The sequence below is a fragment of the Nocardiopsis sp. MT53 genome (assembly GCF_019598965.1).
Taxonomy (GTDB): Bacteria; Actinomycetota; Actinomycetes; order Streptosporangiales; family Streptosporangiaceae; genus Nocardiopsis; species Nocardiopsis changdeensis.
Window position 1 is genome coordinate 686,358 of sequence record NZ_CP080599.1, and the last position, 17,932, is coordinate 704,289.

7 protein-coding genes and 3 rRNA genes are annotated in these 17,932 nt (G+C 68.4%); 4 read left to right on the forward strand and 6 right to left on the reverse strand.

Features of this window, described 5'->3' with window-relative positions:
- Positions 1-18: 18 nt before the first annotated feature.
- Positions 19-633: a TetR family transcriptional regulator gene (locus K1J57_RS02865; RefSeq protein ID WP_220562932.1), complete on the reverse strand. Its 615-nt coding sequence runs from the start codon at positions 631-633 to the stop codon at positions 19-21.
- 382 nt (positions 634-1,015) lie between these two features.
- On the opposite strand from K1J57_RS02865, the gene K1J57_RS02870 reads away from it, so the two are divergent.
- The 4 genes from K1J57_RS02870 to K1J57_RS02885 all read left to right on the forward strand — a co-directional run bounded on the left by K1J57_RS02870 (position 1,016) and on the right by K1J57_RS02885 (position 5,357).
- A complete protein-coding gene (locus tag K1J57_RS02870) occupies positions 1,016-2,047 on the forward strand; it encodes an MBL fold metallo-hydrolase (protein ID WP_220562933.1) in 1,032 nt (343 codons plus the stop codon).
- A gap of 161 nt (positions 2,048-2,208) precedes the next feature.
- On the forward strand, positions 2,209-3,543 hold the full coding sequence (locus K1J57_RS02875; protein ID WP_220562934.1) for a glycosyltransferase family 4 protein: 1,335 nt from the start codon (positions 2,209-2,211) through the stop codon (positions 3,541-3,543).
- 90 nt (positions 3,544-3,633) lie between these two features.
- On the forward strand, positions 3,634-4,299 hold the full coding sequence (locus tag K1J57_RS02880) for a class I SAM-dependent methyltransferase (RefSeq protein ID WP_255647106.1): 666 nt from the start codon (positions 3,634-3,636) through the stop codon (positions 4,297-4,299).
- Complete coding sequence (locus K1J57_RS02885) at positions 4,299-5,357, forward strand: prenyltransferase (RefSeq protein WP_220562935.1); 1,059 nt, start codon at positions 4,299-4,301, stop codon at positions 5,355-5,357. Before K1J57_RS02880 ends, K1J57_RS02885 begins: the two co-directional genes overlap by 1 nt.
- 75 nt (positions 5,358-5,432) lie before the next feature.
- Here the strand turns inward: K1J57_RS02885 and K1J57_RS02890 are convergent, their stop codons facing one another.
- From K1J57_RS02890 to K1J57_RS02910, 5 genes are all read right to left on the reverse strand, one after another.
- Positions 5,433-8,612 carry a transglycosylase domain-containing protein gene (locus K1J57_RS02890; RefSeq protein ID WP_255646811.1) on the reverse strand — a complete coding sequence of 1,060 codons (3,180 nt, stop codon included), beginning with the start codon at positions 8,610-8,612 and terminating at the stop codon, positions 5,433-5,435.
- 239 nt (positions 8,613-8,851) lie between these two features.
- Positions 8,852-9,484 (reverse strand): class I SAM-dependent methyltransferase, encoded by a 633-nt coding sequence (locus K1J57_RS02895; protein WP_220562936.1) that lies wholly within the window; start codon positions 9,482-9,484, stop codon positions 8,852-8,854.
- Positions 9,485-12,653: 3,169 nt separating this feature from the next.
- Positions 12,654-12,769: ribosomal RNA gene (gene rrf / locus K1J57_RS02900) — 5S ribosomal RNA — on the reverse strand.
- Between the two features lie 94 nt (positions 12,770-12,863).
- Positions 12,864-15,960, reverse strand: a 23S ribosomal RNA gene (locus K1J57_RS02905).
- A 372-nt stretch (positions 15,961-16,332) separates the two neighbouring features.
- Positions 16,333-17,864: ribosomal RNA gene (locus tag K1J57_RS02910) — 16S ribosomal RNA — on the reverse strand.
- The 16S, 23S and 5S rRNA genes sit together here, the layout of an rRNA operon.
- Between the last annotated feature and the right edge of the window lie 68 nt (positions 17,865-17,932).

The following is a 17,932-nucleotide window of genomic DNA, read 5'->3' on the forward strand; positions in this document are numbered from 1 at the left end:
GCGGGGCGGAGGTCCGGTCTAGAAGGAGGCGAGGAGGCGCTCGGCGGCGACGTGCAGCCGCCGCTCGACCTCGTCGACGTCGCGGCGGCCCTTGAGGACCTCCACCAGCTCGAAGATCCACACGCTGGTGAGCGACCCGGCCAGCACGTAGTCCACGCCCTCGCGGTCGATGTCGGGGGCGTCCTCGCCGGCGTCCTCGACCGCCAGCGAGCCGGTGGCCACTCGCCAGACCAGGTCGGTGATGCGGACGTCCAGCTCGATCTTGACCTCGGCCATGATGAGCGAGCGCACCAGCGCGTCGGCCAGCTCCGGCTCGCGCATCAGCCCCCGGGTGGCGCGCAGCAGCACGTCCACGGCGCGGCCCGCGGGGGTGTCGGCGGTGGGCGGACGGCGGACGATGCCGCCCTCCAGCAGGTCGAGCTCCTCGGTGACCACGGCCACGACGAGGTCCATCTTGGAGGGGAAGTAGCGGTAGAGGGTGCCCAGGGCGACCCCCGCCCGCTCGGCGACCGAGCGCATCTGCATGGCCTCGACGCCGCCGCGCACGGCCAGGGCCGCCGCGGTCTGCACGATGCGCTTGCGTCGCTGGGTCTGGCTTCGCGACATGGTTCCGATCGGCGCCTGTACCGCCACAGGATCTCTCCCCTTCGTCGTCGGTCGCGCCGACTGCTCGCCGCAGCACCGAGAGGGCTACCAGGTGTGGCCGAAGCCCGTCCGGAGCACCGACCTTATGAGAACACGTTATCCAACCGCTTCCCGTTCGCGCAGCGGTTCCCTCCCATGATTCACGCCTCATTGACCGGCAGGGCAGCGGCCTTACGGAACCGATCCAGGGTTTTTGGGAACGCTGGTACAGGATTTATAGAATATGTTCTATTTCGCTCCGGGACGGGTCGTCCACCCCCGGCGGTCACGCTGGGTGAACCCCCGCCGCCGGACCTCCGCCCGGCCGCGATCGGCGCACGCCCCCCACTCTAGAATCGAATCCGATTCTGTTTCCAGTGAGAGGCCGCCCATGCCCGAGACACCCCCCGTCGAGGACCTCGGAGACGGCGTGTGGAGCCTGCCGGTGCCCATCCCCGGCAACCCCCTCGGCTTCACCTACGTCTACGTCCTGACCGGCTCCGACGGCCCCGTCCTCATCGACACCGGCTGGGACCACGACGACTCCTGGGACGCCCTGGTCAAGGGCCTGGCCCGGATCGGCCACACTGTCGGGGAGGTGCGCGGCGCCGTCCTCACCCACTTCCACCCCGACCACACCGGGCTCACCGGGCGGCTGCGCGAGTCCTCCGACGCCTGGCTGGCCATGCACCCCGCCGACATCACCGTCACCGAGCGCATGCTCGCCCTCGACGGCGACGCCCGCCTGCGCTCGCTGGCCGACCAGATGCGCGCCGCCGGATTCCCCGAGGACGACGTCGACGAACTCCTGGCCGGCCCCCGCTACTCCCCTCCCCCGGTCGTCCCCGACCTCCCCCTGGCCGACGGCGCCCGCGTGGACCTGCCCGGCCGCGACCTGCGCGCCGTGTGGACCCCCGGCCACACCCCCGGCCACCTGTGCCTGCACCTGGCCGACGGCGGACTCCTGTTCACCGGCGACCACGTCCTGCCGCGCATCACCCCGCACGTGGGGCGGTTCCCGCTGACCACCGGCGAGGGCGACCCGCTCGGCGACTTCCTCGCCTCCCAGCGGGCCGTCGGGGGCCTGCCCGGCGCCGACACGCTGGTGTGCCTTCCCTCACACGAGCGCCGTTTCACCGGGCTGGGCGCCCGGACCGCCGAGATCGTCGAGCACCACGAGGACCGCGTCGCCGAGATCCTGGCCCTGCTCCGGGCCGCGGGCCCCGCCACCCTGTGGGAGGCCGCCGCCGGCCTCACCTGGCGCCGGCCCTGGGCCGACATGAGCGTCCGCTCCCGCCACATGGCCGCCGCCGAGACCGCGGCGCACCTGCGCCTGGCCGAGGAGCGCGGGCTGGCCGCCCTCACCGGAACACCCGCCCTGCCCCGCTGGGTCGCCGTCACCGGGCCCGATGCACCGGCATAGGATCCCTACCAACCGGCCCGGGGGCCGACCCGAACACAACTGACGAGTAACATATGGGACGCCCGTACCCGCCACCGGCCCGGCCCGCGCGCGACGCCCGGCGGCGACCACCCCGCCCACCGAGGCGGCCGGGCCCCGCGACCCAACGAAGAGGTGGACTCTTGACCCAGTCGGGCAAAAGCACGGGACCGCACCCCGACCGCCCCCTGCGCGTGGCCCTGCTCTCCTACCGGAGCAAGCAGCACGTGGGCGGCCAGGGCGTGTACGTCCGCCACCTGTCCCGCGAGCTCGCCGCACTGGGCCACGAGGTCACCGTCTTCTCCGGCCAGCCCTACCCCGTCCTGGACGAGGGCGTCACCCTGGAGAAGATCCCCTCCCTCGACCTCTACAACGACGCCGACCCCTTCGTCGCCCCGCCGCTGCGCGAGTGGCGCGACTGGATCGACGCCCTGGAGGTCGCCACCATGTGGACCGCCGGGTTCCCCGAGCCGCTCACCTTCTCCCTGCGCGCCAACCGCGAGCTCCGCCGCCGCCTGGGCGAGTTCGACGTCGTCCACGACAACCAGACCCTGGGCTGGGGCCTGCTCGGCATCAAGTCCGCCGGGATCCCCCTGGTCACCACCATCCACCACCCCATCAGCGTCGACCGCCGCATCGAGATCGACGAGGCGCAGGGGTGGCAGAAGCTCTCCAAGCGCCGCTGGTACGGGTTCGTCAGGATGCAGGCCAGGGTGGCCCGCCGCCTCGACCCCATCCTGGTGCCCTCCCGGTCCTCCGCCGACGACATCACCCGCGAGTTCGGCGTGGCCCCCGAGGCCATGGAGGTCACCCCCCTGGGCGTCGACACCCGCTACTTCCACCCGCGCCCGGAGGTCCGGCGCGTCCCCGGCCGCATCGTGTGCACCGCCAGCGCCGACAGCCCCCTCAAGGGCGTCGCCACCCTGCTGCGCGCCACCGCCGAACTCGCCGCCGAGCGCGACGTCACCCTGACCGTCGTCAGCAGACCCCGCCCCGGCGGGCCCACCGACCGGCTGGTCGACGAACTCGGCCTGCGCGACCGCGTCGAGTTCGTCAGCGGCATCGACGACACCGCGCTGGCCGAACTCATCGCCACCGCGCAGGTCGCCGTCGTCCCGTCCTTCTACGAGGGCTTCTCCCTGCCCGCCGTCGAGGCCATGGCCTGCGCCACCCCGCTCATCGCCAGCCGCGCCGGGGCGCTGCCCGAGGTCGTGGGCACCGACGGCGACGCCGGCCGCCTCATCGCCCCCGGCGACCCCGGCCTGCTGGCCGCCGAGCTCGCCCGCCTCCTCGACGACGACGCCGAGCGCGAACGCATGGGCGCCGCCGCCTGGCGCCGCGTCCAGGAACGCTTCACCTGGCGGGCGGTGGCCGAGCTGACCGCCCGCCGCTACGCGTCCACGATCGCGTCCGCCACCGGCCGACGCCCCGCCGACGGGGACAGCCGCCCCGCCCCCGCCCGGGCCAACGGCGCCTGAGCACCTTTTTCGCAGAACACGAGGGAGCCTCCACTGATCACCGTCGACTTCACCCTGTTCCCCGTCGGTCCGGGCGACCGCGTGCTCGACCTGGGCTGCGGCGGCGGCCGCCACGCCTTCGAGGTCTACCGCCGCGGCGCCGACATCGTCGCCTTCGACCAGAACGTCGAGGACCTGGCCTCCGTCGAGACCATGTTCGCCGCCATGAAGGAGGAGGGCGAGGCCCCCGCCTCCGCCACCGCGGAGACCGTCAAGGGCGACGCCCTCGACATGCCCTTCGACGAGGGCTCCTTCGACCGCGTCATCGCCGCGGAGATCTTCGAGCACATCCCGCACGACACCGCCGCCATGAAGGAGCTGTACCGGGTCCTCAGGCCCGGCGGCATCGCCGCGGTGACCGTGCCCAGCTTCCTGCCCGAGCGCATCTGCTGGGCCCTCTCGGAGGAGTACCACACCAACGAGGGCGGCCACATCCGCATCTACACCCGCGCCGAGCTGGAGGCCAAGCTCAAGGCCACCGGGTTCCTGATCGGCCCGCACCACCACGCGCACGCCCTGCACGCGCCCTACTGGTGGATCAAGTGCGCGGTGGGCACCGACAACAACGACCACCCGCTCGCCAAGGCCTACCACGAGCTGCTCGTCTGGGACATGTTCCAGGCCCCCAAGGTGACCCGGGTGGCCGAGCGCCTGCTCAACCCGGTCATCGGCAAGAGCGTGGTCGTGTACGTGCGCAAGCCGCTCGACGCCGCCTGATGTCCGTCGTCACCGCACCGGACGACCTGACCCTGCGCCTGCCCGGCGTGCTGGACGCCGGGCAGCTGCTGCGCTCCGCCGACTACCTGGCACGCAGCCAGGAGGCCACCGGCGCCCTGCCCTGGTTCCCCGGCGGCCACACCGACGTGTGGGACCACGTCGAGTGCGCCATGGCGCTGACCGTCACCGGCCTGTGGGAGCCCGCGCACGCCGCGGCCGCCCGCCGCGCCTACCGGTGGCTGGCCGGCGCCCGCCACCCCGGCGGCGGCTGGCCCGCCAAGTTCCGCCAGGGCGTCCCCGCGACCGAGCTCCGCGAGGCCAACCACGCCGCCTACCCGGCCGTGGGGGCGTTCCACCACCTGCTCGTCACCGGGGACACGGCCTTCGCCGAGGAGCTGTGGCCCGTCGTCGAGGACGGCCTGGAGTTCGTGCTGGCCCTGCGCGGCGAACGCGGGGAGATCCTGTGGGCGCGCGGGGAGGACGGGTCCCCCGGCGACCACGCCCTGCTCACCGTCTGCGCCAGCGTGCACCACGCGCTGCGCTGCGGCGCCGCCCTGGGCGAGCGGCTGGGCCGCCCCCGCCCGGAGTGGACCAAGGCCGCCGACCGGCTGTCCGACCTCATCAACGACGACGAGGACCTGTTCGCCGACCGCGGCCGGTTCTCGATGGACTGGTTCTACCCGATCCTGGGCGGCGCCGTCCGCGGCGAGGCCGCCCACGCGCGCCTGGCCGAGCGCTGGGACCGGTTCGTGGTCCCGGGCCTGGGCGTGCGCTGCGTCGACGACCAGCCCTGGGTCACCGCCGCCGAGACCTCCGAACTGGTCCTGGCCCTGGCCGCCGTGGGCCGGACCGGGGACGGCGTGCGCATCCTGCGCGAGGTGCAGCACCTGCGCGACGGCGACGACGGCGTCTACTGGACCGGCTACCAGTTCGCCGAGCAGGTGCGCTGGCCGGTGGAGCGCAGCACCTGGACCACCGCCGCCGTGATCCTCGCCGTGGACGCCCTCACCCGGACCACACCGGGGTCGCAGGTGTTCCTGCACACCTGGGACGGGTGAGCCCGGGCGCACACGGCGAAGGGGCCGCGGACGTCGCCGTCCGCGGCCCCTTCGCACTCGCCCCGCCCGGCGGGGTCAGCCGGCCGGGAACTCCCTGACCTCCTCGCGGGCCGGCGGGGTCTCCCCGCCGCCGCCCTCGCCGTCACCCGGCCCGGGGAACTCCGGAACCTCCGGGACCTCCGGCGTGCCCGGGTTCTCCGGGGTCTCCGGGACCTCGGGGACCTCCGGCGTGCCCGGGTCCTGCGGCGTCTCCTCCGGCAGCTCCTCCACCGGCTCCTCCGGAGCCTGGGTGGACGGGTCCGGCGCCCAGTACTGGGTGGACCCGGCGAACGCGGGCGGCGGGAACTCCTTGCGCTCGTACCCCTCCATCGCCCGCTGCATGTAGTCGCGCCAGATCGGCGCCGCCACACCGCCACCGGAGATGTCGTAGCCGGGGATGCCGAACGACTGGTTGTTCTCGTTGTAGACGCCCACGGCCGTGGACAGCTGCGGGGTGTACCCGACGAACCAGGCGGCGACACTGTCCGAGGTGGTACCGGTCTTGCCCGCCACCGGGTGCGTCCAGAAGTTCGCCGAGGTACCGGTACCGCCCTGGACCACCTGCTCCAGCGCGTAGGTGACGTCCGCGGCGGTCGACTCCTTGATCGCCTGCCGGGACTCCACCTCGGGGCGCACCTCCTCGCCGTCGGCGTTGAGGATCGACTTGATCACGTGCGTGTCCACGTGGCGGCCGCCGTTGGCGAAGGTCGCGTACGCGCCCGCCTGGTCCAGCGGCGTCACCGTGGAGACGCCCAGCGCCAGGGTGGGCACCAGCTGGTGGTCCTCGATGCTGCCCTCGCGCAGGCCGATGTCGTACGCGGTGTCGCGCACGTTCTCGTAGCCGACCTCCATGTTCAGCTCGACGAAGCCGAGGTTGTTGGAGACGCGGGTGGCCTGGACCAGGTCCATCGGACCGCCCGGGGCGTTGCCCGCGTTCTGGATCCGCGAGCCCTGGATCTGGCGCGGGCCGCTGCCGTCCACGAAGCTGTTGAGGCTGTAGCCCTCCTCCAGCGCGGTGGCCAGCACGTAGGGCTTGAACGCCGAACCCGACTGGGCGCCGCCCAGCAGCGCGCTGTCGTACTGGTTCTCCAGGTAGTCGTGGCCGCCGTAGAACGCCAGCACCTCACCGGTGGCGTTGTCCACGGTCGCCATGCCGACGTTGACGCCCTCGGGGATGACCTCCTGCGGGATGGCGGCCTCCACCACCTCGTAGGCGGCGTCCATCATGTCCTGGTCGAAGGTGGTGACGACGGTGAAGCCCTGCCGGTTGATCTGGTCCTCGGTGTAGCCCAGCTCCTCCAGCTCGCGCATCGCGGCCTCGTACATGTAGCCGCGGTAGCCGCTCAGGTCGTTGTCGGCCCCGGGCTCGTACTCGATCGGCGCGGGGAACTCCATCCCGTCGGCCTCGGACTGGGTGATGGCGCCCGTGGTCACCATGCCGTCGACGACGTAGCGCCAGCGCTGCTCCATCTCCGGCGTGGTGTTGACGTCCGCCTCACCGAACGGCGTCGGCTGCTGGATGGCGGCGGCCAGGAAGGCGGCCTCCTCCGGAGTCAGCTCATTGGCGTTCTTGTCGTAGTAGGCCTGGGCCGCGGCCTGGATCCCGTAGGCCTGGCGGCCGAAGTAGATGGTGTTGAGGTACTGCTCCATCACCCATTCTTTGGTCTCGCTCTGGTCGACCTTGATGGAGATGATGATCTCCTGGATCTTCCGGGAGACGGTCTGCTCGAAGGACACGCCCTCGTAGTAGTTGCGGACCATCTGCTGGGTGATGGTGGAGCCGCCCTGGACCTGCTGGCCGGTGACCGTGGACCAGACGGCGCGGGTGGTGCCGCGCACGGAGACGCCGGGCTCGGTCCAGAAGCCCCGGTCCTCGGCGGAGATGACGGCCTCGACGACCTGGTCGCCGTTCTCGGTCATCTCCTCGTAGGTGATGGGGTCGCGGTCGGTGCCGCGGTAGGCGAACTCGGTCTCCCCGTCGCCGAAGTAGAAGGTCGACCCCTGCTCCACGGCGTCGGCCTTCGCGGCGTCGGGGACCTCGACGGTGGCGTAGAAGTACGCGAAGGCGCCGCAGGCGATGATGACCATCAGCGCGGAGGCCACCAGGAAGGTGCGCAGGATCCGCCACCAGAGCGGCTTCTTGCGCTTGCCCTTCTTGGCCTTGGCCTTCTTCCCGGGACCGGTGCCGGCGGGACCCGACGGGCTGGACGAACCGCTGGGACCGGTGGGGCCACCGGGACCCCCGGGGCCGCTCGGGCCTCCGGGGCCCTGGGGCGGGCGGCCCGCGCCGGCGGCTCCGACGTAGTTGGACAGCCGCTGCGGCTGCGGCCACATCGCCCCGGCCTCGGCCGCGGACTCCTCCGTGACCTGGGGGTCCGGAACGGGCCCGGCGACGGACTGCGGAGCCTCGGGTGCGCCGGGGGGCGTGGCGGGAGGCGCGGCGGACACGGGAGGCGTCGAGGGCTCGGCCACGGACCCGGCGGGCGGGACCGGCGGGGCGGCGGGAGTCCAGGACGGGGCCTCGGACGCACCGCCCTGCGCGGCTCCGGCGGGCTCGGCGGCGTCGTCGGCCTTCCCGGCCGCGGCGGTGGTGTCGTCGGCAGCGGGCACGGGTTCGGAGCCGGGCGCGGCGGCGCTCGGCTCGGACGCACCGGGCCCGTCGGGCGCGGCCCGGGGGCCGTCGGCCGGCTCGGGAGCCTGCGCCGCGGTGGCAGCGGCCACCGCGGCCGCGCCGTCGGCCTCCTCCGCGGAGGAACGCTCCCCGGATCCGTCGGCGGTCTCCCTCTCCGCCTGCGCGGACGCCGTTTCGGGCTCGTCGGCCGCCGAGTTTCCGGTCACCTCCGGAGCCGCCTCGGCGGCGGGCTCCTCCGCGGTCTCCGCGGTGGTCCTCCCCGGCTCCCGCCCGTCCTCCCCCTCGGAGGACTCGTCGAAGCCCTGCTCCGCGAGGACCTGTGCGACCCGCTCGCGGAAGAAGGTGCCGCTGGTCTTGAAAGTGATGGGCCCGGAGTCGGCCGCCGAGTCGGCGTCCTCGCCACCACCGGTGGTCGGGGCGCGGTCGGCCGTGTCCTCTCCGGCGTCGGGCAGCTCCTCCGCAGAGGTGTCGTTGGTCTCCGGCGCGACGTCCTCATCGTGCACGGGGCGCTGCCCATCCGCCCCGTTCGCGCCGTTTGTGCTCTCGCTCAGCTCCCCGCCCCCATGGCAAATCACGTCCGGCACGGTGCCGTCCTGGTATTTGACGCGCAACCGCCCCGGATCGGTTCAGTCAAGATTTGGACCGAAGTGGTCTTTCGGGGGATAACGCCACCATCGCTCCGCCCCTTCTCGACACGATACCGGGCCGTAACCATGTCAAGGCCGAATCCATAACCGGGTGGTGACTTCTTACCGAAGGCTTACCCGGCGGAGGCGTGTCCCAGGACGGTCGTTGTCCGACCGGTTCGGGGAGGTGGGAGGGCTCAGGCGACCCGTTCCAGGACCCGCATCGAACCGACCGCCGAGACCTCCTTGAACAGACCGGAGTCCAGGGCCCGGAGGTAGATGTTGTACGGGGGGCGCCCGCCGTCCGCCGGGTCGGGGAAGACGTCGTGGATCACCAGCGCGCCGCCGGGGGCGACGTGCCCGCTCCAGCCGGCGTAGTCGGCCTGCGCGGCCTCCTCGCTGTGGCCGCCGTCGATGAACAGCATCCCCAGCGGGGTGCCCCACACCGAGGCCACCTCGGCGGAGCGGCCGACCACGACGATGACCTCGTCGTCCAGCCCGGCCCGGGTGAGGGTCCGGCGCAGGTGCGGGAGCGTGTCGAACTTCCCGGTCTCCCGGTCCACGAGCGTCGCGTCGTGGTACTCCCAGCCCTCTTGGTGCTCCTCCGACCCGCGGTGGTGGTCCACGGTGACCACCTTCACGCCGGTGGCCCGGGCCGCAGCGCCGAGGAAGACGGTGGACTTACCGCAGTAGGTGCCGATCTCCACGACCGGCCCGACAGGGGCGTAACGGAGAGCGGTCTCGTACAGGGCGGTGCCCTCGTCCGTGGGCATGAAGCCCTTGGCGGCCTCGGCGGCGGCGAGCAGGTCGGCGGGGATGGGAATCGTCATGGGTGAATTGTCCCACCGGTGGGGGGCGGGTCCTCCGTTCGGCTCCGCTGATGCGTCTGTTTGTGCTCTTCCAACGCCGTGGTGGGTGACGGGTGGGGCTGTACGGGGCCCAGCTGTGGTCTGAGGGCGGATCATCTCCTTCGACTCCAGGGGCCACCGCCGAGGAGCGTCGTGGGACCTCCGCTCCAGGAGGACCATGGCCACACACCCAGCCCCAGCCCCAGCCCCAAGGACACTCTCATGCCCCTTCAACACTGTGGTGGGTGACGGGCTGGTCTGTCCGGGGCCGAGCCACAACCGGAGGGCGGATCATCTCCTTCGTCCCCAGGGGGTGGGGGTGGGTGTGCCCACCGCCCCAGAGGCCCCATCGGCGGCAGGGACTTCGGTAGGGCGGCACTCGGCCCGGCCCCCAGGGGGTCGTCCGCCCGACTGGGACCCTCAGCCACAGCCGGGGACCGTCGTGGGACCTCCGCTCCAAGAGGACCATGGCCACACGCCCAGCCCCGGGGGCTGCCCACCCACTTGGAACCCCCACCCCCCGCCGGAGGGCGTCGCGGGGCCTCCGCCACAGGGGGTGAAGGCCGCAGGTGGCTTCCCGCCCCGACCCCAGGGGTGCCTCTTTGCCCTTTCAACGTTGTGGTGGGTGGCGGGTGTGTCTGTTGGGGGCCGAGGCACTACCGGAGGGCGGATCGTCTCCTTCGGCGCCGAGGGGTCGGGGTGGGCGTTCCCGCCGCCCGGACACACGGGGGTGAAGGCCGCGCGTACCTGCGGGCCCGTCCCCAGGGGGTTTCCCACCCGGCCGGGGCCTCGGCCACAGCCGGAGGGCATCGCTGGGCCCCCGCCGCAGGGGGTGAAGGCCGCGGGCGACTTCCCGCCCGTCCCCAGGGGGTTTCCCACCCGACCGGGCCCTCGGCCACAGCCGGAGGGTGGACCGCTTCCTGCGCTCCAGGGGGTTTCCCACCCGACCGGTGTGGCCCGCCCCAGCCGTGTCAGGCCAGTGGAGCCCCTGGCCCTAGGGGGTGTTCGCCGAGGTAGTTGTAGGTTTCCAAGAGGCCGGCCGCTTGGGGTGGGCGGTCCGCGCCGGGTGGGCCCGGCCCCGGCCGCAGTCGGTGTCCGGCAGACCGCCAGGCGGGTGCGTTGGGCGCGCGTGGCGGGTGGTGGGGGTGTGTATGCCGGAGCCGGGTGCACGCGGAGCGCGCACACCCGCACCGCCTGGAAAGGTTGTGGGCGCCGGCGGCGGTGCGGGGGCTCCACGCTGTCGCCTACTCCCGCGCGTGACCGCGGTACCGGTCAGTGCCGGGGGTGAAAGCCGCACGTTTCCGCGACCCCGGCCCCAGACCGGGCACAGGACCGCGGCCCTGGCCGCAGGGGGTGAAGGCCACACACACCCACAGCCCCAAGCCCCAGGGGGTGTGGGGAAGAAGAACCGCGCACCTCAGCCCCCAGGGGGTTTCGCCGCACGTACCCGCGACTTCAGCCCCAGACCGGGCACAGGTCCGCGACCTCTACCCCAGGGGGTGTGGGAAGGCGTGATCGCAACCCCCGTCCCAGGGGGTGTGGCCGCACGTACCCGCGACCCCGGCCACAACCCGGAGGAGAAACTGGAAACCTCCGCCCCAGGGGGTGCTGCTGGACGTGTTCGCCAGCCTGTGCCCCAGGGGGTGCTGTCGCACGTACCCACAGCCCCAAGCCACAGGGGGTGCGGGAAGGCGTGATCGCAACCCCCGTCCCAGGGGGTGTGGCCGCACGTACCCGCGACCTTGACCCCGAACCGCGACCTCCACCCCAGAGGGTTGGGGAGGAAGAACCGCGACCCCGACTCCAGGGGGTTTCGCCGCAGGAACCCGCGGCCTCAGTCCCAGGCCGGAAACAGAACCGCGGCCTTGACCCCACCCGGTGAACGCCGCAAACGCCTTAAATGCCTACCCATGCCGTGGGTCAAGGCCGGCTGTCGGGAGCGGGTCTCACCCCCTGACGAAGGCTTCCGGTTGCTCCTTCCCACACCCCCTGGGGCCGGGGTCCCGGTCATGCCTCCCTGAACCCCCTGCGGCGGAGGCCGCGGTACCTCCTCCCCAACCCCCTGGGGCCGGGGCCGCAGTCCTGTGCCCGGTCTGGGGTCGGGGTTCCGGGTACGTGCGGCGAAACCCCCTGGGGCCGGGGTCCCGGTCATGCCTCCCTGAACCCCCTGCGGCGGAGGCCGCGGTGCCTCCTCCCCAACCCCCTGGGGCCGGGGCCGCAGTCCTGTGCCCGGTCTGGGGTCGGGGTTCCGGGTACGTGCGGCGAAACCCCCTGGGTCCTGGGTCCCGGTCATGCCTCCCTGAACCCCCTGCGGTGGAGGCCGCGGTTCTTTCTCCCTAACCCCGCTCTGGCTGATGCCGCGAGCCCCCACGGCTCTCACCCCCTGCGGCCAGGGCCGCGGTCCTGTGCCCGGTCTGGGGCCGGGGTCGCGGAAACGTGCGGCTTTCACCCCCGGCACTGACCGGTACCGCGGTCACGCGCGGGAGTAGGCGACAGCGTGGAGCCCCTTCACCGCCGCCGGCGCCCACAACCTTTCCAGGCGGTGCGGGTGTGCGCGCTCCGGGTGCACCCGGCTCCGGCAGTCACACCCCCACCACCCGCCACGCGCGCCCAACGCACCCGCCTGGTGGTCTGCCGGACACCGACTGCGGCCGGGGCCGGGCCCACCCGGCGCGGACCGCCCACCCCAAGCGGCCGGCCTCTTGGAAACCTACAACTACCTCGGCGAACACCCCCTATGGCCGGGCACCCCACTGGCCTGACACGGCTATGGCGGAGATCCCGGTCGGGTGAGAAACCCCCTGTGGCGCAGAAGGCGGTTCACCTTCCGGCTGTGGCCAAGGCCTCCAGGACAGGCAGAAACCCCTCGGTGTCCGGGGCAGAGGAAACACCCGCCCCGACCTCTTGCAGCCGAAGGAGACGATGCTCCCTCCGGCAACCCCCGAGACCCCGGACAGACCCACCCCCACCCCACACAGCATTGAAAAGGGAACAAGCAGAAAGACCGCTGCGGCCGCCCCCTGCGACCAAGGCCCCCAGAACACAAAAAAAAAGGGGGCCGCCCCAAGGACGACCCCCCACACACAAAACCCGCACCCCGAAAACAGGGAAAGCCCCCACCCGAAGGCAGGGGCTCTCAACCCGAAGAAAACCGTGGCGGCAACCTACTCTCCCACCCCACCACAGGGCAGTACCATCAGCGCAAGGAGACTTAACGACCGGGTTCGGAAAGTAACCGGGTGTGACCCTCCCACCATAACCACCACGGAAACCCACACCGCAACCCCACCCCAACCAGGACAGGGAAACGGAAGCTTCCACAGTTATGTGAACATGTATGCGCGAGCACCCAATTATCTGCAGCGGACAAGCCCTCGGCCTATTAGTACCGGTCAGCTCCACCCCTCACAGGGCTTCCACACCCGGCCTATCAACCCCATCGTCTCTAGGGAGCCTTACCCTCTCAAAGGAGGCAGGAGACCTCATCTCGAAGCAAGCTTCCCGCTTAGATGCTTTCAGCGGTTATCCCTCCCGAACGTAGCCAACCAGCCATGCCCTTGGCAGGACAACTGGCACACCAGAGGTTCGTCCGTCCCGGTCCTCTCGTACTAGGGACAGCCCTTCTCAAGTCTCCAACGCGCACAGCGGATAGGGACCGAACTGTCTCACGACGTTCTAAACCCAGCTCGCGTGCCGCTTTAATGGGCGAACAGCCCAACCCTTGGGACCAACTCCAGCCCCAGGATGCGACGAGCCGACATCGAGGTGCCAAACCATCCCGTCGATATGGACTCTTGGGGAAGATCAGCCTGTTATCCCCGGGGTACCTTTTAGCCGTTGAGCGACACCGCTTCCACACGCCGGTGCCGGATCACTAGTCCCAGCTTTCGCTCCTGCTCGACACGTCCGTCTCACAGTCAAGCTCCCTTGTGCACTTACACTCAACACCTGATTACCAACCAGGCTGAGGGAACCTTTGGGCGCCTCCGTTACTCTTTGGGAGGCAACCGCCCCAGTTAAACTACCCACCAGACACTGTCCCCGAACCGGATCACGGCCCAAGGTTAGATGCCCGAAACAGTCAGAGTGGTATTTCACCAACGCCTCCACCACCACTAGCGTGGCAGTTTCACCGGCTCCCACCTATCCTACACAAACCATCCCAAACACCAATGTCAAGCTATAGTGAAGGTCCCGGGGTCTTTCCGTCCTGCTGCGCGAAACGAGCATCTTTACTCGTAGTGCAATTTCACCGGGCCCATGGTTGAGACAGTGGGGAAGTCGTTACGCCATTCGTGCAGGTCGGAACTTACCCGACAAGGAATTTCGCTACCTTAGGATGGTTATAGTTACCACCGCCGTTTACTGGCGCTTGGATTCCCAGCTTCACAGGGCGAACCCCGTTAACCGGTCCTCTTAACGTTCCAGCACCGGGCAGGCGTCAGTCCGTATACAGCGTCTTACGACTTCGCACGGACCTGTGTTTTTAATAAACAGTCGCTTCCCCCCGCTATCTGCGACCCCACCCAGCTCCAGCCGCAAGGGCTCTCACCAGACAGGGCTCCCCTTCTCCCAAAGTTACGGGGACAATTTGCCGAGTTCCTTAACCATGGTTCACCCGAACGCCTCGGTATTCTCTACCTGACCACCTGCGTCGGTTTAGGGTACTGGCCGCTCACGAACTCGCTAGAGGCTTTTCTCGACAGCATGGGATCACTCACTTCGCCAAAAACGGCTCCGCATCACGTCTCAACCTTCATGGGGGGCGGATTTGCCAACCCCCCGGCCTACACGCTTACCCCCGGACAACCACCGCCGGGTAGAGCTACCCTCCTGCGTCACCCCATCACTTACCTACTACAAGCTCGGATCCCAGACCAGCACAGCAACCCGTCCCGAAGGACAGAAAGCTAAGCCAGCGTGGTTAGCATCACCTGATTCGATACTGGGCGCTCGTGCACGGGTACGGGAATATCAACCCGTTATCCATCGACTACGCCTGTCGGCCTCGCCTTAGGTCCAGACTCACCCTGGGCGGATTAACCTGCCCCAGGAACCCTTAGTCAATCGGCGGCAACGTTTCTCACGTTGCTTTCGCTACTCATGCCTGCATTCTCACTCGCACGCCCTCCACCACACGATCACTCGGCGGCTTCACCGAACGCACGACGCTCCCCTACCAACCCCACCCCAAAGGTGGAGCTTCACAGCTTCGGCGGTGTGCTTAAGCCCCGCTACATTATCGGCGCAGAACCACTTGACCAGTGAGCTATTACGCACTCTTTAAAGGATGGCTGCTTCTAAGCCAACCTCCTGGTTGTCTCAGCAACTCCACAACCTTTCCCACTTAGCACACGCTTAGGGGCCTTAGCTGATGATCTGGGCTGTTTCCCTCTCGACTACGAAGCTTATCCCCCGCAGTCTCACTGCCACGCTTCACTTCACCGGCATTCGGAGTTTGTCTGACGTCAGTAACCTTGTCGGGCCCATCAGCCAAACAGTAGCTCTACCTCCGGCAAGAAACACGCAACGCTGCACCTAAATGCATTTCGGGGAGAACCAGCTATCACGGAGTTTGATTGGCCTTTCACCCCTACCCACACCTCATCCCCCAGGTTTTCAACCCTGGTGGGTTCGGGCCTCCACGAGGTCTTACCCCCGCTTCACCCTGGACATGGGTAGATCACTCCGCTTCGGGTCCACAGCATGCGACTCAAATCGCCCTATTCAGACTCGGTTTCCCTACGGCTACCCCACCCGGGTTAACCTCGCCACACACCATGACTCGCAGGCTCATTCTTCAAAAGGCACGCCATCACCAGATACAAGACCCAGCTCTGACGGCTTGACAGCACACGGTTTCAGGTACTATTTCACGACCCCTCACCGGGGCACTTTTCACCTTTCCCTCACGGTACTAGTGCACTATCGGTCACCAGGACGTATTTTGGCTTAGCAGGTGGTCCTGCCAGATTCACACGGAATTCCTCGGGCTCCGCGCTACTCGGGGACAGCGTCAACACCCGACCAGAACCTTCACCTACGGGACTCTCACCCACTCCGGTACCGCTTCCCAACGGTTTCAGCTAGCTCTGATCTCAAGTGCTCCGGGCCGGCAGACCCGAAAAGACACGCCCCACAACCCCGCACACGCAACGACTGCCGTCTATCACACGCGCACGGTTTAGCCTCTTCCCCGTTCGCTCACCACTACTAGGAGAATCACTGTTGTTTACTCTTCCTACGGGTACTGAGATGTTTCACTTCCCCGCGTCACCACCAACCGCCCTATACATTCAGGCGGCGGCAACCCGACACAACTCGGGCTGGGTTCCCCCATTCGGACACCCACGGATCACAGCTCGGTTGACAGCTCCCCGTGGCCTATCGCGGCCTCCCACGTCCTTCATCGGCGCCTGGTGCCAAGGCATCCACCGTATGCCACTATCACTTGGCCACTACAGATAACAAGATGCTCGCGCACACTATTCACAAATCAAAACACCAACCGCGTTCTCCGCTACCACTCAGACAAACCCCCGCCCCGCCTCCCTCAGGAGAGCAGGACACACAGGAGATTCTGAGAGTTCTCAGAGGCGGTCCGCGGGAACCAACCGACCCGCCAGCCCGAAACCGGACCAAGACGAGGGTTGCTTCCTCAGACACCCAACAGCGCGCCCCCGAGGCTTCTAGGACCCCCGGAGGTGAAGTTCGATATGAATTTCTACAGCCATCCCGACCTCTCACCGGCCACCAGGGCCAGGAGCATCGGGTCCACTTTCGAGTCCGGCCAACCATCGGAAAAGTGTTGGCCTTGAAAGACTCCTTAGAAAGGAGGTGATCCAGCCGCACCTTCCGGTACGGCTACCTTGTTACGACTTCGTCCCAATCGCCAGCCCCACCTTCACTCACTCCCTCCCCGAAGGGTTAGGCCACAAGTTTCGGGTGTTGCCGACTTTCATGACGTGACGGGCGGTGTGTACAAGGCCCGGGAACGTATTCACCGCGGCGTTGCTGATCCGCGATTACTAGCGACTCCACCTTCATGGGGTCGAGTTGCAGACCCCAATCCGAACTGAGACCGGCTTTTAGGGATTCGCTCCACCTCACGGTATCGCACGCCCATTGTACCGGCCATTGTAGCATGTTTGCAGCCCAAGACATAAGGGGCATGATGACTTGACGTCGTCCCCACCTTCCTCCGAGTTGACCCCGGCAGTCTCCCATGAGTCCCCACCATTACGTGCTGGCAACATGGAACAAGGGTTGCGCTCGTTGCGGGACTTAACCCAACATCTCACGACACGAGCTGACGACAGCCATGCACCACCTGTCACCCGCCAACCAAATGACCCTGTATCTCTACAGGTCCACGGGTGATGTCAAACCTTGGTAAGGTTCTTCGCGTTGCGTCGAATTAAGCAACATGCTCCGCCGCTTGTGCGGGCCCCCGTCAATTCCTTTGAGTTTTAGCCTTGCGGCCGTACTCCCCAGGCGGGGCGCTTAATGCGTTAGCTACGGCGCGGAAACCGTGGAAAGTCCCCACACCTAGCGCCCAACGTTTACGGCATGGACTACCAGGGTATCTAATCCTGTTCGCTCCCCATGCTTTCGCTCCTCAGCGTCAGGTAAGGCCCAGAGACCCGCCTTCGCCACCGGTGTTCCTCCTGATATCTGCGCATTTCACCGCTACACCAGGAATTCCAGTCTCCCCTACCTACCTCTAGCATGCCCGTATCCACTGCAGAACCGGGGTTAAGCCCCGGTCTTTCACAGCAGACGCGACACGCCGCCTACGAGCTCTTTACGCCCAATAATTCCGGACAACGCTCGGACCCTACGTATTACCGCGGCTGCTGGCACGTAGTTAGCCGGTCCTTATTCCCCACCTACCGTCAACCCCGGGAGAACCCGGGGCCTGCGTGAGTGGTAAAAGAGGTTTACAACCCGAAGGCCGTCATCCCCCACGCGGCGTCGCTGCGTCAGGCTTTCGCCCATTGCGCAATATTCCCCACTGCTGCCTCCCGCAGGAGTCTGGGCCGTGTCTCAGTCCCAGTGTGGCCGGTCGCCCTCTCAGGCCGGCTACCCGTAATCGCCTTGGTAGGCCGTTACCCCACCAACAAGCTGATAGGCCGCGAGCCCATCCCCGACCGAAAAACTTTCCACCCCCCACCATGCGGAGGAGGGTCGTATCCGGTATTAGACGGCGTTTCCACCGCTTATCCCGGAGTCAGGGGCAGGTTGCTCACGTGTTACTCACCCGTTCGCCGCTCGTGTACCCCGAAGGGCCTTACCGCTCGACTTGCATGTGTTAAGCACGCCGCCAGCGTTCGTCCTGAGCCAGGATCAAACTCTCCATAAAGGTCTTGCACCGAACCCCACAAGGGGGCCGGAAACCTAGAAGAAATCCTGACCGAACCATGTCTGGCT